The organism is Nitrosospira sp. CT (assembly GCF_059489795.1).
The window spans coordinates 76782-96886 of record NZ_JCAHZJ010000043.1; the positions used below are offsets into that span (position 1 = coordinate 76782).

Here is a 20105-nt window from a genome sequence, read left to right on the forward strand (position 1 = left end):
AGCCTTAGCCGACAGAGTAAAAATACTGTCGGCTAAGGCTTCGAATAAATTCCTATACGTTAGCTATTTTTTTTGTCTATATTCCTGTTCAAAGCGCTCATGCATTTTACTCACCATTTTGTGCAGGTTTTTCATTTCATCGGGTTCAAGCTTACCGTTATGGTTTTTGTCATTTTGGTCAAACATCCACTCGTGGTGTTTCATGAATTCTTTTTTACTGACACTACCGTCTGCTTCTCTTTTCATTACAGAAGCATCGCTTCCTCCTTCATGTTCACTTGCATTGGCATTGGTTGCGAGACTGCCCGTGGCCATTAAAAAAGGAATGGTTGCAATAATAAGCTTCATTTTTCGTTTTTGTGTCATGGTGATGTCTCCTCGGTTAGATTCATCCAATAGCGGCTACCAAAAATCATGAATCACAAATTCCTGCGATAGTCTCTGAAAGAAAGGCTCTGAAAGACTACGCTATCTTCAGTTTAGGCCAAAATGTCGTTGATGTCAGTTGGGCGAGATCAGCAAATACCAGGTGAAACTTATGGCGTGACAGGGGCGGGCTTTCTTCCCGCAGTTAAAATCTGGCGCTCGCGAGCCTCGCACTGCTCAAGAATCCAAGTCTGGCTGTAAGGTATCCGGAAGCTTCATCCTTTTTCCTCATCCTGCTCTCGCATTTTGATACCACGCTTTTCATTAGAATTGTCTTTTTTCATTCCTTAAATAGTGTAGGTATGGCGGGCGGTTTTTGCCTTCGATCCAGAACAAAGAGCCATTGTGCTTATCGCAGGCGATAAATCAGGGGGAAGTGAGAAGCGATTTTACAGACAGCTAATCAGGAAAGCGGATGTAGAACTCGCTGGAAAACCCTCAGCCTCAGGTGACTAGAGAGTAAATTCATCTACGTCTGCCTCCAAGAACGGAAGGCTGCCGGTGTACATATTACATATGCCGTTCGTTCCGCATGCTCACTCGTTTTCAACGGTGGAAGGAGGATTACCCGATGTCGCATGGGACGCTCCAACCCCTGGTTGGCTGCGCCGATGGGTCATTTTTCTTATCACTACGAAAAAGAGAGGCACGAAAAAGATGGCAAGAAAGGTCGCGGCCAGCATTCCCCCGAAAACACCCGTCCCGATGGAATTCCGGCTGGCGGCGCCTGCGCCGGAAGCGATCACCAGCGGAAACACGCCCAGGATAAAAGCCATGGAAGTCATGATAATGGGACGGAAACGAAGCCGTGCGGCCTCCAGCGCCGCATCGAGCAGGGGTTCCCCATTCGCATATCGCTGATTGGCGAATTCCACGATCAGGATCGCGTTCTTCGCGGATAATCCGATCAATGTCACCAGTCCGATCTGGAAATAGATATCGTTGGTCAATTCACGAACCCAGATAGCCAGTAATGCGCCTAAAATTCCGAACGGGATTGCAAGAATCACTGCAAGCGGAACTGACCAGCTCTCGTAAAGGGCGGCCAGCACCAGAAAGACCATGAGCAAGGCGAAGGCGAATACCAGAACCGATTTCCCTCCTGCCTGGCGTTCCTGAAAGGATATTCCGCTCCAGTCGATCGTATAACCTTTTGGTGTCAATACCTCATCTGCGATCTGTTCCAGCGCATCGAGGGCCTGCCCCGAGCTGTAGCCGGGCGCGGCGCCGCCCAGCACGAGTGCGGAATTGAATCCGTTGAAGTGGGTGACGGGATCAGGCCCGCTGGTGAATTCGGTGGTGATCACCGAATTCAGTGGAATCATGACGTGGCCTTTGTCGTTCTGTGCACGCACGTAAATCTTCTCGATATCGTCCGGGTTCGATCGGTACTCCGGCAGAGCCTCTGTCTGGACGCGATAGATGCGGCCATATTTCACGAAGTCGTTGACATAAAGGTTACCGAAATAAGCCTGCATGCTGTCGAAGACTTCAGAAATCGGCACCCCCAGGGCTTTGGCACGTTCCCGGTCCACGCGAGCGTAAAGCCGGGGCGCACTTACGCGAAAATTGGTGCTGGCAGCGGCGATAGCAGGATGTTCCACGGCCTTGGTGATGAACTGCTGGGTAATCTCGGCAAATTCCGTGAAATCCCCTCCGCTTGGATCCTGTACTTGCAGGGAGAAGCCTCCAGTGGAGCCCAGTCCCCGGATGGATGGGGCATTGAAGGCAAGAATCAGCGCTTCGGGTATCTTTGCAAACTCCTGGAAGGCGGATGCGATAAGGCCGGTGACATGCTCCCCGGCACTCTTGCGCGTATCCCAGGACTGGAGCGGAACGAACATCGTCGCCTGATTCGCTCCCCGTGTGCCGAACACGAAGTTCTGCCCGGCCAGCGCATCTGTTGAGTGTACCGCTGGAATCGACAGGAAGTATTGCTCTACTTTGCTCAATACATCAATCGTGCGTTCCTTGGAAGCACCGTCCGGCAACTGGACAACGGTAATGAAATAGCCCTGATCTTCTTCCGGGAGAAAACTGCCGGGGACCGTTCTGAACAGGCCAAGGAGGACGAATATCATGACGGCAAAAATGCAGAGAGCGATCATGGATCGTTTCAATATCATCCCGACGCCGTTTGTATAGCGTGTCTGCATCCAGTCAAACGACCGGTTGAACAGCTTCCAGTACTTTGCGGGCTCCCCATGCCCCGGCTTGAGAATAAGCGCACAGAGCGCGGGACTCAGAGTAAGCGCCACGAAGCCCGATATCGCAACGGACAGAGCGATGGTAATCGCAAACTGTTTGTATAATTCGCCGGTGATTCCACCCAAAAAGGCGACCGGAACAAACACCGCCCCCAGCACCAGGACGATGGCAATGACGGGGCCCGCCACTTCATCCATGGCGATCCTGGCCGCCTCTTTGGGGAGCAACCCCTCCTGCATATGCCGCTCGACATTTTCCACCACGACGATCGCATCATCCACCACGATCCCGATTGCAAGCACCATGCCGAACAGAGTCAGGGTATTGATTGAAAACCCAAGCGCTGCCATTCCCGCCAGGGTTCCGATCAGTGAAATAGGAACCGCGACTGCTGGAATGATCGTCGCTCTCCAGCTTTGCAGAAAAACAAAAACGACCAGTATGACAAGGAGCGTTGCTTCGATCAGCGTCTTCAGGACTTCCTTGATGGAAACGTCGATGAATATGGTAGTGTCATAGGGTATGTCGTAGGAGACGCCCGCTGGGAAACTGCGCGCGAGCTTGTCCATTTCCTGGCGCACCCGGTGAACCGTATCGAGCGCGTTGGCGCCGGGGGCAAGAAAAGTCAGAAGAAAGGTATTGGGCTTTCCGTTCCATCTCCCTTCGAGATCATACGATTGCGCCCCCAGTTCCACTCGCGCTACGTCCCGCATTCGCACCATGGAACCATCGGGATACGCCCTTACGATCATATCCTCGAATTCCTTCACTTCACTCATGCGACCCTGGGTAATGACCGGAATGGTAAGCTCTGTTCCCTTGGGCGAAGGTTCCCGTCCTACTCTGCCAGCAGGGAAATCCCGGTTCTGCTCACGTACCACAGCCGCGATATCGGTGGGAGTGAGGTCCAGTTGCGCCATGCGGACAGGATCCAGGATCAGCCGCATGGAGTAATTCTGGCTGCCGAAGATAATTGCATCCCCTACGCCCGGAAGGCGCTTGACGTTGTCAAGAACCCGCAGCAGCGCGTAGTTCGAGAGGTAAATGGTATCGTGCCGTGGGTCGGAAGAACTCAGGGCAATGACCGCCAGAAGATCAGGCGAGGTTTTTTTCACGGTGATACCCTGGCGCACGACTTCGTCCGGAAGTTGCGGTTCGGCAAGGCGCTGCCTGTTCTGTGTCTGGACCTGCGCGATATCCACGTCCGTTCCGATCTCGAACGTGAGCTTCATGGTCATATGTCCGTCGTTCGAGCTGGTGGATTCGTAATAAAGAAGATTATCGATACCCGGAAGCTGGACCTCGATGGGGCGCGCGACGGATTCCGCAACAACTTCTGCGCTCGCCCCGGGATAATCGGCGTCGATCTGCACCATGGGTGGCGTGATTTCCGGGAACTGCGCGATCGGCAGGCTTCTCAGCGCAACGAGCCCCACCACGACAATAATGATGGAGAGGACGGACGCGAAAATTGGACGATCAATAAAAAAGCGGGAGTTCATGACGATTTCCTGCTCATTTCACTCGCGGAGCGATCCTCTTTGTAGGGGATGGCCTTCACCGGGTTTCCTGGCTGGATCCGGTGTAATCCTTCCACGACCACTTGCTCGCCTGGGCGAAGGCCGTTTTCGATCAACCAGTCTTTGCCATGCCATGAGCTCGCTGTGACGGGTCGGGACTGGGCCTTGCTCTCGGCATCGACGATATAGACGAAGGAACCTTGGGGTCCCAGTTGCACAGCCCGTTGCGGAATCAGGATCGCCTCTGTCCGGATATATCCCTTGACACGGACATGAACAAATTGTCCCGGATAAAAATAGGATTGTCCCGGAGAAAAACCTCCTTCCGGGTTCGGAAACGTGAATCTTCCCTCCAGCGTGCCGGTTTCCGGTCGTATGGATACGTCGGAGAAATCAAGCACGCCTTCCTGCGGGTACACGCTTCCATCGGAAAAGGTGATCACTCCCCGCAACTGGAAAATATCCGGCCTTTGCACTTTCTTCTCCGCCAGCTCACGCCGCCTTCTGAGAAGATAGCTTTCGGGAACATTGACATTGACGTACATGGGATCAAGCTGGTCGATGGTGGTGAGCAGAGTTGTCTGGGCGGATACCAGGCGCCCTTCATAGAAATGGCTGCGTCCTATCCGTCCGTTTACCGGGGCTGTGATGATCGTATTGTCCAGATCGAATTTCGCCCTGATCAGATCACTTTGCGCCGCCTCCAGCCCTGCTTTGGCTGCCAGTGTTTCCGCGACTGCGTCATCGACACTCTTGCGGCTGACAGCCTGTTCCTCGAGCAGCGGTTTTACGCGCGCTTCTTCCTGCTCTGCCTGAACGACGCGAGCCTGGGCCTGCGCGACTCTCGCCTTTCCGCTGAAATAGTTCGCCTCGAAGGGTACCGGATCGATCAGGTAAAGTTTGTTGCCCTTCTTGACATTTGTCCCCTCTGTAAAAAAAACTTTCTTGATTATTCCCGTTACCTGCGGGCGAATCTCGACGGGACGAAAAGCCTGTGTTTGCCCGATAAACTCAGGCTCGTCGGGAACAGTTTGCGTGGTGACGGTAATCACCTCCACTTCGGGGACAGCTTGGGGAGGAGGGGATGCTTTCTGGGAACAACCGGCAAAGGAGATCAGGATGAGTCCGGCGGCTAGAGAGGCGACAGATACGCCGCTGGAAAGGAACCACGGGCGAGACAGATTCATGTACGTCTCCTGTCGGCTGCGGAAAAGGGAGGAGCAACAATAAGCTGATTGAGGGTGATGATAATCTGTATTTTTTTATGGCGGGCCAGGTTTCGGATCGCCAGACTGTTCCCGATGCCGTCAGACAGGCGTCCATCCGCCGCCGAGTGCCTTGTAAAGCTGGACCACGGATATCAGATGGAGGCGGCGGGTTGCCGTAAGCGCAAATTCGGCATCGAACAGGTTACGTTTGGCCAGCAGCACGTCCACGTAACTGGTAATACCACCCTTATACCGCAGATCGGCGATATGCAGAGCCGAGCGCAGTGCATTCACCTGCTGTTCCTGCGCCTTGCGCTGCTCGTTGGCGGTGCTTACCGCGATCAGGGCATCCTCGACTTCCCTGAAGGCGAGCAGTATGGTTTGTTCGTACTGGGCAAGCATCTGCCTGGCCTGTGCTTCCACTGCGCGCTGCTCCATCCCTAAAGCCTGCGCGTTGATCAATGGAACAGCCAGACCCAACCCGCCTACCCCGAATTCGCTCCCTGAAAGGAGGAGATTGGACAGCGCCGGACTTGCCACGCCCAGGAAACCGGTAATATTGAGCTTGGGAAATCGCGCCGCCTTGGCTGCGCCAATCCGGGCGGTTGCCGCTGCAAGGGTTTGTTCCGCCTGCAGGATGTCGGGGCGGCGCTGCAACAGTTCAGAAGGAAGTCCGGCTGGCACCTCTGGCGCTAGCAACTGCTCCGTGAGAGAGCGTCCCCGTTCTATCGAAACCGGATTTCTCCCCACCAATACACTCAGTTCGTTTTCCTTCTGGGCAGTCAGCCGTTGCAGTTCTGCCACCCGGGTGGCTGCATTTGCGCGCTCAGCTTCGAACTGGTCGAGGTCAAGCCTGGAAATGACACCTCCCCGCAGTTGGGCTCGCGCAAGCGCCACCGACTCCTCCCATGAGTGCAGGGCATTGCGCGCAATACCCATCTGCATATCGAATTGCAGGAGATCGAAATACGCCTGCGCTACCGAACTTACCAGGGTCAGGACCACAGCGCGCCGGTTTTCTTCCCGCGCCATCAAGTCAGCTAGGGCGGCTTCGTTCGAACGGCGAATGCGACCCCAGATATCAATTTCCCAATTCAGGGTCGCCTGTCCGAAATAGCTGTAAGGTGTGGGAAATCCAGGGAATTTGAATCCTCCAAGGGTTCCGAAAGCAGGTGCATTGGCATTTGCGTCCATCTTGGGAAGGAAATCCATGCGTGCAGTAGCAAGGCGTGCCTCCAGCTCTTCAACGCTTGCTACCGCCTGCTTGAGATCCTTGTTCTGGGCCAGCGCGAGACGGATGAGCTGTTGCAGTTGATTATCATGCAGCAATTCCCACCAGGACAGGTTCGCAATGGATTGCCCTTCCGTCTGCGCCATGCGAAACTTTTCGGATGTTTCGATATGAGGGCGAATATAGTCAGGTCCCATTGCGCAGGATGCAAGGAGCAGAGTCGAGAGCAACAACCCCATCCTGCTCCGCAGGCGCTCTCTCATGCCACGATGGCTCGCCACGATGTTTTTCATGATGTTTCCTGCGACAGGTTTTCGACTGGCCTACCTTTATTTTTGCGCGAAAGCCACGTAAAAAACAAGGGAATAAATATTGTTGCAACAAAAGTGGCAAGCAGCATTCCCCCAAACACGCCGGTCCCCATGGAGCGACGCGCGGCAGCCCCTGCCCCCGTGGCGATCAGCAGCGGCACGATACCCAGCACAAAAGCCATGGACGTCATGACGATGGGCCGGAAACGCAAACGCGCCGCTTCAACCGCTGCCTGTGCCACAGGCAGACCCTCAGCCATTTTCTGCGTAGCAAACTCGACGATCAGAATGGCATTTTTTGCAGCGAGGCCGATGAGCGTGATCAGGCCGATTTGAAAATAGATATCGTTCGGCATGCCTCGGGCCAAAACGGCAAGCAGGGCGCCCGCAAGAGCAAAAGGCACCGCCATGATAACGGCGAGCGGCAGGGCCCAGGTCTCGAACTGGGCAGCAAGAATGAGAAATACCATTATGATCGCGAAGCTGAAGGCAAAAATTGCGGCTGAGCCGGTCCGCTTTTCCTGATAAGCCTGTCCCGTCCACGCAATCTGGTAGTCATCGGGCAAATTTTTTGCCGCAATCTCCTCTACAAGCCGGATAGCGTCGCCTGAACTTACACCAGGTGCGCCGCCTCCCAGAATTTTTGCGGCAAGGAGGCCGTTGTAGCGCTCGAGCTGCTCCGCGCCCACAATGGTGCTGAGTTTGCTGAGGGCGGACATGGGCACCATCGCGCCGGATTGTGAGCGTACATACACCCTGCCGAGATCCTCGGGATGCATCCGGTATTGCGGTTCTGCCTGCATTTGCACCCGGTAGGTACGACCGGAGTAATTGAAATCGTTGATATACAGCGAACCCATCGTACTTTGCAGCGTGGCGTAAATGTCCGCGATTCTCACTTGCTGAGAAATCGCTTTTTCCTCATCCACTTCAATGAAGAATTGCGGCACGGTGGGACGGAAGAAGGTATTGATGCCGGCCAGCCTCGGTTCCTGGTTCAGTGCAGCGATAAGGTTGTTCACCACTGTGGATAATTGAACCGGATTAGCGCCCCCCCGGCTTTGCACATAGACTTCGAAGCCGCCTGCGGTTCCCAGCCCGCGGATGGTGGGCGGGTTGAAGGAGATCGCGATTCCATCCGGCTGCTGCATTCCGATACCCATCAGCTTCTGGATGATATCCTCCGCTGTTGCCTTCCGCTCCGACCAGTCCTTGAATGCGACGAACATGGTAGCAGAACTGGTTTTATTTCCGCCACCGATCAGATCGAAGCCGTTTACAACGAATTGATGGGCCACGGCTGGATCATCCGCAATGCCCGCCCGAACCGACTCCGCGGTTTTCGTTGTTCTGGCGAGCGTAGCTCCATCCGGCAGGATGGTTGCGGTGACGACATAGCCCTGATCTTCCGGCGGCACGAAACTTTCCGGTACTGTTTTGAACAGATAGGCCGATAAGGCAATGATGCCCAGGAATACGAAGGCACCGATAACCTTATGGCGCAGCGTGATATTGACCATGCGGATATAAAAATTCGTCACCCGCTGAAAACCGCTGTTGAACGCAAGAAAGAACCGGGATTCACCGTGGGTATGCTTGAGCAGAATAGCGCACAAGGCAGGCGTCAAGGTCAGTGCCACCAGGCCGGAAATGGTTACCGCCACGGCCACGGTGACTGCGAACTGGCGATACAATTCACCTGCGATTCCCCCCATGAATGCGACCGGTACAAATACCGCGCACAGTACCAGGACAATCGCAACCACCGCGCTTGCGACCTGTTCCATGGAGCGAATGGCAGCTTTCAGCGGCGGCAGCTTCTCTTCGTCCATCAGCCGCTCGATATTTTCCAATACGACGATTGCATCATCCACCACAATGCCAATGGAAAGCACCATGGCGAAAAGTGTAAGGGTGTTGATGGAGAAGCCGAATACCCACAATCCGGCGAAAGTGCCCACGAGGGAAATGGGCACGGCAATAATGGGAATCAGCGTGGCGCGCCAGCTTTGCAGGAACAGATAAACAACCAGCAGAACGAGCGCCATCGCTTCGCCGAGCGTCTTGACCACCTCCCACATCGAAGCTTTGACGAACAGACTGGTATCGTACGGCACTACGTAGTCCATTCCCTCCGGAAAGTGTTTCTTCAGCTCTTCCATTTTGGCGACCAGCGCGTTTTTCGTGTCGAGCGCATTCGCCCCGGGTTGCAGGAAGACGGGAATGCCGGCGCCAGGCTGACCATTCAAGGCCGTGCGAACATCATAGCTTTGCGCCCCCAGTTCAATACGGGCGACATCCTTGAGGTAGAGGACCCCGCGCGGGCCATCCGCGCGCAAAATGATATCGCCGAACTGTTCAGGTGTTATCAGCCGACCTCTTGCATTTACGGTGTAAATCAATTGCTGGTCAGGCGGAGCCGGTTCCTGACCGATCTTGCCGGCAGCATATTGCGCGTTCTGCGCCTGGATAGCGGCAGTGATGTCCGTGGTAGTCACGCCCAGTTGGGCCATGCGATCGGTATGCAGCCAGATGCGCATGGAATAATCCTGGCCGCCAAAGACAGTGGCATCACCCACTCCATCCGTACGCCTCAGCTCATCCATTATGTTGAGCGTGGCATAGTTGCTGAGATAGAGCGGATCATATTTGCCTTTCTCGGTCGAGATCAGCATGAAAACTATCAGGATGTCGTTGGAGCGCTTCTCAATTTTCAGGCCGGTGCGGCGCACTTCATCCGGTAATCGCGGAAGCGCGATATTTACGCGGTTACTGATATTGAAAGTAGCCTGATCAACGTCCGTGCCGACCTCGAACGTTGCAGTAATGGTCAGCGTTCCGCTGGAGTCGGCGCTTGAGCTGAAATATAAAAGATCCTGGACACCGCTCAATTGCTCTTCGATAGGAGCGGCCACTGTTTTGGTCAAGGTTTCAGCGCTGGCACCGGGATAGGTCGCGGTTATGAGCACCGTAGGCGGCGCGATTTCCGGATATTGCGCAATGGGGAGCTGCAAGGCGGCGGCAAGGCCGGCAAGGACGATGATAATGGAGATAACCGACGCAAATATCGGTCGCAGAATAAAAAATCTGGTCATGATTTATCCGGGGGTTTTCCGCCCGGTTTTTTGCTCAAGCGGCTTTGCCGGAACCGGAATCCAGCTGGGCAGGGGATATTCCCGGTGCTTCTCCGGGCGCGTGAGGGGAAACGGGCGAGCCGGGACGAAGCTTGATGATGTTATCGACAATGACTTTATCGCCGGCTTTGAGTCCGTCAAGGATTACCCAGTCCGTACCCATCCACTTCCCGGTAATCACCGGCTGCAGAGTCGCTTCGTTTTTTTCGTTGATCACATACACTGACTGACCGCGGTCAGACGTTTGTATTGCGCTCTGTGGGACGAGGAATACACCGTCACGTTGGCCAATGACCACTTTCGCCCTGACAAACTGTCCCGGCAGCAATCGCTGTCCGACATTTTCGAACGTGGCGCGCAGTTGTTGCGTGCCCAGCAGCGGGTCGATCTGGCTGGCAGCGAAATTCAGTTCCCCTTTCTTTTCGTATTCCGAGCCGTCCGGCAATATCAAAGTCACCTGTTTTACTTTTTTCTCCGTCAGGGGACCGCCGAGCTGCATCAGTTCGTTACTCGACAGGCTGAAACGCACCCAGATCGGCGACAATTGCACCAGCGTGGTCAAAAGGCTGTTGTTGGCTTCCACCAGCGCGCCTTCCGAAAACTGGAAGCGGCCCGAAATGCCGTTGACCGGGGCGGTTACAGAGGTATAGGAGAGACTGAGTTCCGCATCGCGCACGCGCACCTCGGCCTGCTGGAGCGCGGCATGCGCAATCGCGTTATCGGAGACCGCGTTATCATACTCGCGCTGGCTGATTGCCTGCGTATCCAGCAGGTCTTTCAGGCGTTTTTCTTCGCGCTCGGTCTGAATGATGCGTGCTTTCTGTTCTGCCAGTTGCGCCTTCGCCTGAGCAAGCGCATATCGGTAGGGTACCGGATCAATCAGAAACAGAGACTGACCCGCTTTTACCGCCGCGCCTTCCTCATACAGGCGTTTGAGCAGAATGCCCCCCACGCGGGGACGTATTTCGACCTCCTTAGCGCCTTCGGTCTGGGCCACGGCTTCGGCGCTGATGGGTACGCTGGTAGGTTGAACCTCGATTACACTTACGGGAAGGGCCGGTGGATGAGGGGGCGTTTCAGGCTTCTTGCCACAGCCCGGCACCGTAACGATCAGGACGATGCCCGCGGCAATGCTTATGGCAAGCCGCATGACGGCGTGCAGCAGGCCGGGCGTTTTTCCCTGGCTGAACATTAAAGAGCTGCCGGGTTTGCTTTTATAATCCTGCGTGGCTGTCATCATGCTCCGTGCAGCTAAATTTGGAACTTGCATACATACGTGTATGTATGTAAATTATAAACCAACCTTCACAGATGTAAAGAGCGATTCGTACATGGTCCGAAAAACCAAGGAAAATGCGGAATTAACACGGCAGCGCCTTATAGATGCGGCGCGCCAGGTTTTTCTGGAGCGAGGTGTCGCCCGTACCACCATGGAGCATATCGCGCGCGAGGCCGGCGTCACGCGGGGAGCGATCTACTGGCATTTCAACAATAAAATCGATCTGATTCAGGCCATGCGCGAGCAGGTATTCCTGCCTCTCATCGATCGCATGGACGATACCCTGCTGGTTGAAGGCGTGGACGATCCTCTCACCTGTATCGAAAATTTCCTGTGCGGCACGATCCAGGTGCTGGCGGATAGCAAGGAGACCCGCCAGATATACGAAATCATGATGATCAAGTGCGAGTACGTGGATGAATTCGCCATGGTCTTGCAGCAGATTTTATTCAACTGTGCGCGTATTTCGGAGAAGTTGAGGCTGGTTTACGAACGTGCCAGGGCTCAGGAGTTACTGCATTCATCTCACGATCCGGTGCAACTGGCCATTGATACCCATCTGTTCTTTATCGGGTTGTTGCACATGTGGGTGAAGGATACAGAGGGAAATCAGTTCCGGCACCAGGCTATTGAACTGGTGGAGGCGCATATGAGGCTACGCCGCGTCTCCCCTGAGCGGACTGTTCGCTATCCCTGAATCGCATGGAATGAAGTCATTATTGATGATTCGGTGAGCAAATAGTACGAACGCGAACGTCATGCCGACGGAAGCCAGTATTCAGTGACGTTCAAAGCATGCCATTATTGATCTGGCCGGGATTCCGGGTCAGGCCCGGAATGACGGGATTCATAGGATTTCTGGCCGGTCAGACTTCGTCGGGCAATATGATACGACGGGTTCGTTGCGGAACTCCGCTATTCTATCGATAGCGATTTGATATCGATAGAGGATTCATTCCCGCATTGTATATTTTCAGAAATGATGCCTGTATAGTTGACTAAATCAATCAGGTATCTTATAGTTGACTAAATCAGTCGTCTATTGGACTTCTGCTGACTAAGATATTTCTGAACCTATCTACTTAATCCATGAATCCATCGAGAGCAAAGAGGAGTTCATCATGAGGCTAACAACCAAAGGACGGTTTGCAGTAACGGCGTTGCTCGATCTCGCGCTGCAACGTCGGACGCGTCCTGTGACACTTGCGGAAATCAGCCAGCGTCAGCAAATCTCGCTATCTTATCTTGAGCAATTGTTCGCCAAACTGCGTTCCCGCGGACTTGTCGATAGTGTAAGAGGCCCGGGTGGCGGCTATTGTCTTGCGAAAGACATGGGGCAAGTGTCGGTTGCCGAGATCATTCTCGCGGTTGACGAGCCTATCGATTCAACCCAGTGCAATGGAAAGGAGAATTGCCACAACGACAGGAAATGCATGACGCACGACTTGTGGACAAAACTCAACGAACTGATTTTCGACCATCTTGGCGCAGTCACGCTGAAACAACTGGTCGATGAGCAGAGGGAAAGAGAGGAATGGCGGAAGGCAAGAGAGGCGGGTGTTGTGCAGATGCTGGATATGCGAAAGGTTGCGCCTGAAAAGGTCATGCCCGACCGGAGTCGCGCTGTAATTTCTGCCTGACTCCAATTTTGAATGCCGAACGCTTACTTTCGTTGTCATAATCGCATGGGGCAGGTGGAGAATGGCGATGGCAATAAAACTGACTGAAAACGCAGCGAAACAGATTCAGAAGCAGCTCGCGAAGCGGGGCAAGGGATTGGCCCTGCGAGTCGGGGTCAAGAAGGTGGGGTGCTCCGGATTTGCCTATACCTATGCTTATGCAGATGAGCTGCGCGAGAGTGATCGGATGTTCGAGTCCTGTAACGCTCATGTAGTGGTTGATGTCGATTTTCTGCCATTTCTTGATGGCTCACGAATTGACTTTGTCAAAGAAGGGCTGAACGAATCATTCAGGTTTGAGAACCCCAACGTGGATAATACCTGTGGCTGCGGTGAAAGCTTCAGTGTGAAAGAAGAACCGGCCAAGGTTTAGCCACTTGGAAGTGGGTGCCGGAAACCGGGATAACAGGAGCGGCAGTATTCGTAGCAAAGGATTGTCCTCTACTAAAAGAAAAGACATTCCGATATTGGAGCGAATCTCATGAGTGCAGTCTTACAGAATCTGGTCAATCAGCCATACAAACACGGTTTCATTACCGAAATCGAGTCGGATGTCGCGCCAAAAGGCCTTAACGAAGATACTATCCGGCTCATTTCGACCAAGAAAAACGAGCCCGCATGGCTCCTTGATTTCAGGCTCAAAGCCTATCAGCAATGGCTCAAGATGGAAGAGCCGGCATGGCCTAATGTCAAGTATCCGCAGATCGATTTTCAGGCGATCAGCTACTACGCTGCGCCCAAGCCGAAAAAGAAGCTCAACAGCATGGATGAAGTCGATCCTGAGCTGCTTCGTACCTTTGAGAAGCTGGGGGTGCCCATGCATGAGCGCGCGGCTTTGGCGGGCGTGGCGGTTGATGTAATTTTTGACAGCGTATCCGTAGCCACCACCTACAAGCAGAAGCTCGCGGAGGTGGGAATCATTTTCTGCTCCATTTCCGAAGCCGTGCACGCTTATCCCGAACTGGTGAAGCAGTATCTCGGTACGGTGGTGCCCGTGGGTGACAACTACTATGCAGCACTCAACTCGGCCGTTTTTACGGATGGCACTTTCTGCTTCATTCCGAAAGGCGTCAAGTGCCCGATGGATCTGTCGACCTACTTCCGCATCAATACGGAAGAATCCGGGCAATTCGAGCGCACTCTGATCGTTGCAGAGGAAGGATCGTCCGTGTCGTATCTCGAAGGGTGCACGGCCCCCAGGTTCGATACCAATCAATTGCACGCCGCGGTGGTCGAACTGATTGCACTCGACAATGCCGATATCAAATATTCGACGGTACAGAACTGGTACGCGGGTGACGAGAAAGGGGTGGGCGGCATATATAATTTCGTAACCAAGCGGGGTCTGGCAAAAGGCGTCAACTCGCGCATCTCGTGGACGCAGGTTGAAACGGGCTCCGCGATAACCTGGAAATATCCGTCCTGCATACTACAGGGGGAAAGTTCCGTAGGCGAATTTTATTCGGTAGCGGTAACCAATAACTATCAGCAGGCGGATACCGGCACCAAGATGATCCATATCGGGAAAAATACCCGCAGCACCATCGTCAGCAAGGGTATTTCAGCCGGACATTCCAATAACAGTTACCGCGGCCTGGTTAGGATTGCTCCCACCGCCAGCGGCGCGCGCAACTATTCACAGTGCGATTCGATGCTGATCGGAGACCAATGCGGAGCGCATACCTTTCCCTACATTCAGGTGCGTAACCAGAATGCCAAGGTCGAGCATGAAGCATCAACGTCAAAAATCGGCGAAGATCAATTGTTCTACTTTGCACAGCGTGGCATCGGCAATGAAGAAGCGGTTTCCATGATTATCAATGGCTTCTGCAAAGATGTATTTCAGCAACTGCCGATGGAGTTTGCGGTCGAAGCGACAAAACTGCTTGGATTCAAGCTGGAGGGAAGTGTTGGATGATTCATCAGGACAGCAAAACGATTCTGGAAGTAAGCGGACTGCGAGCGGCAGTCGATGGCGTAGAGATACTCAAAGGCGTTGACCTCATCGTCAAAAGCGGTGAGGTGCATGCCATCATGGGGACGAACGGCTCGGGCAAGAGCACTTTCGCCAAGGTGCTTGCCGGGCACAGCGCCTATCAGGTTACCGGGGGATCGGTATTGTTTGAAGGCCAGAATCTGTTCGATCTCGAACCGGAAGAACGGGCGCGTGCGGGCGTATTTCTTGCCTTTCAGTATCCGATCGAGATACCCGGCGTTTCCAACAGCCATTTCCTGCGCCTTGCCTACAATACCCTGCAGTCGCAGCGTGGAAAGGACGAACTTGATCCGCTGGAATTCGAGGATTTCGTGCGCGAGAAAATGAAATTGCTGGAAATGAATCCCAATTTTCTGGATCGCGGCGTTAACGAAGGTTTTTCGGGCGGCGAGAAGAAGCGCAACGAGATATTGCAGATGGCGCTGCTGGAACCACGATTGGCTATCCTGGATGAGACGGATTCCGGTCTCGACATCGATGCCCTGAGGATTGTTACCAATGGGGTAAACAAACTTGCAAACAAGGACAACGCAATCATTCTGGTAACCCATTATCAGCGCATGCTCAACTATATCGAACCGGATTACGTGCATGTAATGCGCGGTGGACGCATTGTTAAAACAGGCGGCAAAGAGCTTGCGCTCGATCTCGAAACGCGGGGTTATGATTGGTTAGGGGTTGAGCGACGTGCTCCGGCAAGCGCATGAGCATGAGTCTCGTGAATAGCAACACCTATCTCGAAAGCCTGCTTCAAGGACAACCGCGGCTGCCAGCCAGTCCTCTTGCCTGGTTCAACCAGTTACGGGCAAATGCAGTCGACCATGCGGGGAGGCTGAAGCTACCCACAACACGTGATGAGGAGTGGCGTTTTACTGATCTCTCGCCGCTTGCCCGGCAATCATTCCAGCCCGCTCGTGCTGCAGCAGCGCTGCAGGCCGCTGATGTCGAGCATTTTTCCGTGGCGGAAGCTGCCATCAGACTCGTATTTGTCGACGGCAAATACATGCCGCACCTTTCTACTCCGGCAGAACGCCTCGGAAACCGCGGGTTGATCGTCACCAATCTGTCGTCGGCGATAACAGCGAATGCGGAGGCAATAGAGCCGCATCTGGCTCAGTATGCGCGATTCGAAGATAATCTGTTCGCGGCGCTCAATACCGCATTCCTGCACGATGGCGCTTTGGTCATCGTACCACGCGGTGCAGCGATCGATACACCCGTGCACGTGTTGCTCATTGCAACGCAACCGGAGGTGGCGAGCCATCCCCGCTGTCTTTTCATCGCTGAAGCGGGAAGCGAGGTTACCATTCTCGAGGATTACGTCAGCCTGAATGAAGCAGTTTATGTGACCAATGCCGTGACCGAGATCGCGGTGGGAGATAATGCCCGGATCAGTCATATCCGAGTACAGCGCGACAGCACCGAAGCATTTCATATCGGGAACTGCGCTGTTTCGCTGGCGCACGCCAGCCGCTACCGCTCTGTGAGCGTTGCACTCGGGGCACGCATTTCACGCTACGACCTGAATACAGTGCTTGATGCTGAGGGAGCCGAGTGCGCTATCGATGGGCTGGCGCTGATCAACGGCAGGCAACTGGCCGATACGCACAGTTCCATAGATCATGCCAAACCGAACTGTACCAGCCGCCAGTTGCATAAGTGCATCGCTGATGGTAGCGCACACGCCGTGTTCAACGGCAAGATCATGGTTCGTGCGGGCGCCCAAAACACGGATTCCGCGCAATCCAGCCGCAATCTGTTGTTGAATGCGAAAGCGCGTATCGATACCAAGCCGCAACTCGAAATTTTTGCAAATGACGTGAAGTGCGCACATGGTGCCACGGTAGGTCAACTCGATAGCGAGGAGCTGTTTTATCTCAAGAGCCGGGGCCTATCCGGAGTTACGGCGCGAAATCTGCTGACTTATGCATTTGGCGCCGAGATCATTGATCGCATTCCCATCGCATCGCTCAAATACCGGCTTGAACAGACAGTGCTGGAACAAACCAAGAAAAACTGAGCCATGAAAATCATAGATTCTACGCTGCAACCTCAGATTGATTCGACGCTTGATGTCGCACGTGTGCGTGCCGATTTTCCGATTCTGAAGCTTCAGGTCGAAGGAAAGCCGCTGGTCTACCTCGATAATGCAGCCTCCAGTCAGATGCCGGAGCCGGTGATCGATCGTCTGGTGCGTTACCAGACGAGCCAGCACGCAAATATCAATCGCGGAGTGCATTATTTATCCGAGACTGCCACGGCAGAGTACGAGGCGGCGCGTCGTAAATTGCAGCACTTCATCAATGCGCGTGAAGACAGAGAGGTAATTTTTACCAGCGGAACGACAGATTCCATCAACCTCGTGATGCACGGGTATGGACGCAAATTCATCGGTGCGGGTGATGAAATCATCCTGACCACGCTGGAGCATCATTCGAATATCGTCCCGTGGCAGATGCTGGCGGAAGAAAAAGGGGCAAGGATACGTGTCGTGCCTATCAACGATGCCGGTGAACTTCTCATCGATGAATACGAGAAGCTTTTCAACGAACGCACGAAGTTTGTCGGTGTGATGCACGTATCGAATGCTTTGGGGACGATCAATCCGGTCAGGGAAATGATCGCCTTCGCGCATGCCCGCGGTGTTCCGGTGCTGGTGGATGGCGCACAGGCTGCGCCGCATATGAAAGTGGATGTCCAGGATCTCGACTGCGATTTCTATGCTTTTTCCGGACACAAGATGTGTGGTCCGACGGGCATCGGTATTCTGTACGGAAAAGCGGAACTTCTGGAGCGCATGCAGCCGTTCAAAGGCGGTGGGGACATGATTCTGTCGGTGACATTCGAAAGAACCACCTACAATTCCATTCCGCACAAGTTCGAAGCAGGAACTCCCCCCATTGCAGCCGCTATTGGGCTTGGCGCCGCCGTGGACTATTTGTCGAGTGTCGGTATCGATGCCATCGCCGCGTACGAGGTTGAATTACTCACCTACGCAACCGAACAGATGCGCCAGATACCCGGAGTGCGCATCATAGGCACAGCAGCGAAAAAAACCGCGGTGCTGTCCTTCGAGGTGGCGGGTGTGCATCCGCACGATGTCGGTACGCTTTTGAATCAGGAAGGCGTTGCCGTTCGCACCGGCCATCACTGCGTGCAACCTGTGATGCTGCGCCTCAAGGTGCCTGCCACTACACGCGCTTCGTTTGCGTTTTATAATACAATGGCTGAGGTAGATACTTTCATCGCAGGCATTCGTACTGTGCAAAAGATATTTGTTTAATGATTACGAAATCGCTTTATCAAGAAGTCATCCTCGACCACAACAGGAAGCCGCGCAATTACGGCAAGCTGGACAAGGCGAGCCATCATGCGGTGGGGCACAATCCGCTGTGTGGCGATCACCTCGATATTGATCTGAACCTTGAAGGGGAACATATCGAAGGCATTGCGTTCCATGGCGAGTCGTGTGCGATCTGCAAGGCATCTGCATCCATGATGACCACCGTTGTAAAAGGCAAGAGCCTTGCAGACGCAGAGATGCTGATCAAGGAATTCCGGGACATGGCCACGGGCACGCTGGATCTTGCCCACCCCCACCATCTGGGAAGGCTCACCGTATTTGCCGGCGTCCGTGACCTGCCCACCCGCGTCAAATGCGCGATTCTCCCATGGCACACGCTTCACGCAGCGCTCAATTCCGTCAGCACTACCTCAACCGAAGCGGAGGATGATCCCATGCACGCCCCGATAGGGGATGCCTGAGCTTTTCGTCAAGGTACCAAAAATGCCGAAGATAGTTGAAATAGAGGGGACCCCCAATAGGAATGCGTTGAAATTCATCCTCAAGGAGCCGCTGACCTGGGGAGTAACGCGTTCGTATGATAATGCCGAGCAGGCGAAAGGTGATCCGCTTGCCGAAGCGCTGTTTGACATCGATCATGTCACTAATGTGTTCTATGTAGATCGTTGGATCACAGTGACCCAGGATGGCGCGGCTGACTGGCAGGACCTGGCGCGGGAAGTAGCAGACCCTATTCGTGCCGCGCCGGCGGCAGATACCCAGACAGCCGCTACAGTTGCAGCCGCGAGTGCGGAAATTGCAAATTTGAGTCCTGAGGACCAGCAGCGGCTTAATTTGATCAACGAAATGCTCGACGAGGAGATTCGACCCTATCTCCAGAGCGATGGAGGCGATCTCCATGTACTTGGCCTCGAAGGCAACAGGCTGAGTGTTCATTACCAGGGTGCTTGCGGCACCTGTCCGAGCTCGATTACCGGTACACTGCGAGGCATTCAGAACATGCTGAGGGCGATAGAGCCTGACCTGGAAGTTGTTGCGGTCTGATATCTCTGCGGCATAATCCGGCGCGCGTCACGAACCCAGCTTCGGAATAGTGTCACTGTAATCAACCTTCCACGAAGGGAAGCTTTTCTGCTTCCCGAGTCTTTCCTGCTTCCCAGGTCTTTGGGTGGGTGTTCATGCTCCTGGCGCGCCACGTTAGCGACCTGTCGCCCGCTTCAGTATATTTCAGTATATAGTATCTGCTTTTTGCACAGTGCTCAGTCCGCAGCAACTGAACACATGTGCTGTTTCCGTTCGAAAAGCATATGCTCTGGGTAAAATCTTTTCATATCGTCTTCGTGGTGGCCTGGTTCGCCGGGCTTTTTTATTTGCCACGGCTCTTTGTCTATCATGCCCTGACTACGGACTCGGCGGGCATAGAGCGGTTCAAAATTATGGAAAGAAAGCTCTATTATGGGATCATGACCCCCAGCGCGGTGCTGGCAGTCGTCCTGGGCCTGTGGCTCTGGCTGGGCTATGGCATTACTGGAGTCTGGCTGCATGCGAAGCTCGCCCTGGTGATATTGCTGATTGCGTATCATGGATACTGCGGCAGACTGCTCGCCGACTTCAAACGCGACCGCAACCGTCATGGCCATGTTTATTACCGCTGGTTCAATGAAGTCCCGGTACTCATCTTGATCGCTGTCGTGATACTCGTGGTAGTGAAACCGTGGTGATCTAAGCAGGGTGATAAATTACCGGAATTATTCAAAAAAAACATCCGGACGCAGCCTAGCGAGGTTTCCGGGCAAGTTTGTGCCTCCT

General features: G+C 54.0%; 16 protein-coding genes and 1 pseudogene. 11 read left to right on the forward strand and 6 right to left on the reverse strand.

What is annotated here, in order from left to right; all coding sequences use genetic code 11:
• Positions 1-63: 63 nt before the first annotated feature.
• The gene (locus tag AC52W5_RS07450; protein ID WP_495670540.1) at positions 64-366 is read right to left on the reverse strand and encodes a hypothetical protein; all 303 of its coding nucleotides are present in this window, start codon (positions 364-366) and stop codon (positions 64-66) included.
• Between the two features lie 375 nt (positions 367-741).
• On the opposite strand from AC52W5_RS07450, the pseudogene AC52W5_RS07455 reads away from it, so the two are divergent.
• A pseudogene (locus AC52W5_RS07455) lies at positions 742-882 on the forward strand (hypothetical protein); the annotation flags it as partial.
• A gap of 80 nt (positions 883-962) precedes the next feature.
• Here the strand turns inward: AC52W5_RS07455 and AC52W5_RS07460 are convergent.
• The 5 genes from AC52W5_RS07460 to AC52W5_RS07480 form a co-directional block, all read right to left on the reverse strand.
• The gene (locus tag AC52W5_RS07460; RefSeq protein ID WP_495670541.1) at positions 963-4136 is read right to left on the reverse strand and encodes a multidrug efflux RND transporter permease subunit; all 3174 of its coding nucleotides are present in this window, start codon (positions 4134-4136) and stop codon (positions 963-965) included.
• Entirely contained in the window at positions 4133-5341 is a 1209-nt protein-coding gene (locus AC52W5_RS07465; protein ID WP_074972104.1) for an efflux RND transporter periplasmic adaptor subunit, read from the reverse strand. The genes AC52W5_RS07460 and AC52W5_RS07465 overlap by 4 nt, the downstream gene beginning before the upstream one ends.
• Before the next feature lie 120 nt (positions 5342-5461).
• Positions 5462-6886: an efflux transporter outer membrane subunit gene (locus AC52W5_RS07470; RefSeq protein ID WP_081363429.1), complete on the reverse strand. Its 1425-nt coding sequence runs from the start codon at positions 6884-6886 to the stop codon at positions 5462-5464.
• Positions 6883-9999: an efflux RND transporter permease subunit gene (locus tag AC52W5_RS07475; protein ID WP_495670542.1), complete on the reverse strand. Its 3117-nt coding sequence runs from the start codon at positions 9997-9999 to the stop codon at positions 6883-6885. Before AC52W5_RS07475 ends, AC52W5_RS07470 begins: the two co-directional genes overlap by 4 nt.
• Before the next feature lie 34 nt (positions 10000-10033).
• Entirely contained in the window at positions 10034-11275 is a 1242-nt protein-coding gene (locus AC52W5_RS07480; RefSeq protein ID WP_495670591.1) for an efflux RND transporter periplasmic adaptor subunit, read from the reverse strand.
• 94 nt (positions 11276-11369) lie between these two features.
• Between AC52W5_RS07480 and AC52W5_RS07485 the strand changes: the two genes are divergently transcribed.
• The 10 genes from AC52W5_RS07485 to hemJ all read left to right on the forward strand — a co-directional run bounded on the left by AC52W5_RS07485 (position 11370) and on the right by hemJ (position 20017).
• Positions 11370-12014, forward strand: coding sequence for a TetR family transcriptional regulator (locus tag AC52W5_RS07485; protein WP_495670543.1), 645 nt, complete (start codon positions 11370-11372; stop codon positions 12012-12014).
• Positions 12015-12438: 424 nt separating this feature from the next.
• Positions 12439-12957, forward strand: coding sequence for an Rrf2 family transcriptional regulator (locus AC52W5_RS07490; protein ID WP_074972097.1), 519 nt, complete (start codon positions 12439-12441; stop codon positions 12955-12957).
• A 67-nt stretch (positions 12958-13024) separates the two neighbouring features.
• The gene (locus tag AC52W5_RS07495; protein WP_074972095.1) at positions 13025-13369 is read left to right on the forward strand and encodes a HesB/IscA family protein; all 345 of its coding nucleotides are present in this window, start codon (positions 13025-13027) and stop codon (positions 13367-13369) included.
• Between the two features lie 108 nt (positions 13370-13477).
• On the forward strand, positions 13478-14914 hold the full coding sequence (sufB, locus tag AC52W5_RS07500; RefSeq protein ID WP_074972094.1) for a Fe-S cluster assembly protein SufB: 1437 nt from the start codon (positions 13478-13480) through the stop codon (positions 14912-14914).
• Complete coding sequence (sufC, locus tag AC52W5_RS07505; protein ID WP_074972092.1) at positions 14911-15699, forward strand: Fe-S cluster assembly ATPase SufC; 789 nt, start codon at positions 14911-14913, stop codon at positions 15697-15699. Before sufB ends, sufC begins: the two co-directional genes overlap by 4 nt.
• Positions 15696-17012 carry a Fe-S cluster assembly protein SufD gene (sufD, locus tag AC52W5_RS07510; RefSeq protein ID WP_495670544.1) on the forward strand — a complete coding sequence of 439 codons (1317 nt, stop codon included), beginning with the start codon at positions 15696-15698 and terminating at the stop codon, positions 17010-17012. Before sufC ends, sufD begins: the two co-directional genes overlap by 4 nt.
• A 3-nt stretch (positions 17013-17015) precedes the next feature.
• Complete coding sequence (locus AC52W5_RS07515) at positions 17016-18275, forward strand: SufS family cysteine desulfurase (protein ID WP_495670545.1); 1260 nt, start codon at positions 17016-17018, stop codon at positions 18273-18275.
• Positions 18275-18757 carry a Fe-S cluster assembly sulfur transfer protein SufU gene (gene sufU, locus AC52W5_RS07520; RefSeq protein WP_074972088.1) on the forward strand — a complete coding sequence of 161 codons (483 nt, stop codon included), beginning with the start codon at positions 18275-18277 and terminating at the stop codon, positions 18755-18757. The genes AC52W5_RS07515 and sufU overlap by 1 nt, the downstream gene beginning before the upstream one ends.
• 22 nt (positions 18758-18779) lie before the next feature.
• The gene (locus AC52W5_RS07525; RefSeq protein WP_074972640.1) at positions 18780-19340 is read left to right on the forward strand and encodes a NifU family protein; all 561 of its coding nucleotides are present in this window, start codon (positions 18780-18782) and stop codon (positions 19338-19340) included.
• 263 nt (positions 19341-19603) lie between these two features.
• Positions 19604-20017 (forward strand): protoporphyrinogen oxidase HemJ, encoded by a 414-nt coding sequence (hemJ, locus tag AC52W5_RS07530; RefSeq protein ID WP_074972638.1) that lies wholly within the window; start codon positions 19604-19606, stop codon positions 20015-20017.
• The last annotated feature ends 88 nt before the right edge of the window (positions 20018-20105 follow it).

Bases quoted from the DNA above. Each gene is read 5' to 3' on its own strand.
- AC52W5_RS07450 (WP_495670540.1), bottom strand. From the start codon at position 366: ATGACACAAAAACGAAAAATGAAGCTTATTATTGCAACCATTCCTTTT.
- AC52W5_RS07460 (WP_495670541.1), bottom strand. From the start codon at position 4,136: ATGAACTCCCGCTTTTTTATTGATCGTCCAATTTTCGCGTCCGTCCTC.
- AC52W5_RS07465 (WP_074972104.1), bottom strand. From the start codon at position 5,341: ATGAATCTGTCTCGCCCGTGGTTCCTTTCCAGCGGCGTATCTGTCGCC.
- AC52W5_RS07470 (WP_081363429.1), bottom strand. From the start codon at position 6,886: ATGAAAAACATCGTGGCGAGCCATCGTGGCATGAGAGAGCGCCTGCGG.
- AC52W5_RS07475 (WP_495670542.1), bottom strand. From the start codon at position 9,999: ATGACCAGATTTTTTATTCTGCGACCGATATTTGCGTCGGTTATCTCC.
- AC52W5_RS07480 (WP_495670591.1), bottom strand. From the start codon at position 11,275: ATGACAGCCACGCAGGATTATAAAAGCAAACCCGGCAGCTCTTTAATG.
- AC52W5_RS07485 (WP_495670543.1), top strand. From the start codon at position 11,370: ATGGTCCGAAAAACCAAGGAAAATGCGGAATTAACACGGCAGCGCCTT.
- AC52W5_RS07490 (WP_074972097.1), top strand. From the start codon at position 12,439: ATGAGGCTAACAACCAAAGGACGGTTTGCAGTAACGGCGTTGCTCGAT.
- AC52W5_RS07495 (WP_074972095.1), top strand. From the start codon at position 13,025: ATGGCAATAAAACTGACTGAAAACGCAGCGAAACAGATTCAGAAGCAG.
- sufB (WP_074972094.1), top strand. From the start codon at position 13,478: ATGAGTGCAGTCTTACAGAATCTGGTCAATCAGCCATACAAACACGGT.
- sufC (WP_074972092.1), top strand. From the start codon at position 14,911: ATGATTCATCAGGACAGCAAAACGATTCTGGAAGTAAGCGGACTGCGA.
- sufD (WP_495670544.1), top strand. From the start codon at position 15,696: ATGAGCATGAGTCTCGTGAATAGCAACACCTATCTCGAAAGCCTGCTT.
- AC52W5_RS07515 (WP_495670545.1), top strand. From the start codon at position 17,016: ATGAAAATCATAGATTCTACGCTGCAACCTCAGATTGATTCGACGCTT.
- sufU (WP_074972088.1), top strand. From the start codon at position 18,275: ATGATTACGAAATCGCTTTATCAAGAAGTCATCCTCGACCACAACAGG.
- AC52W5_RS07525 (WP_074972640.1), top strand. From the start codon at position 18,780: ATGCCGAAGATAGTTGAAATAGAGGGGACCCCCAATAGGAATGCGTTG.
- hemJ (WP_074972638.1), top strand. From the start codon at position 19,604: ATGCTCTGGGTAAAATCTTTTCATATCGTCTTCGTGGTGGCCTGGTTC.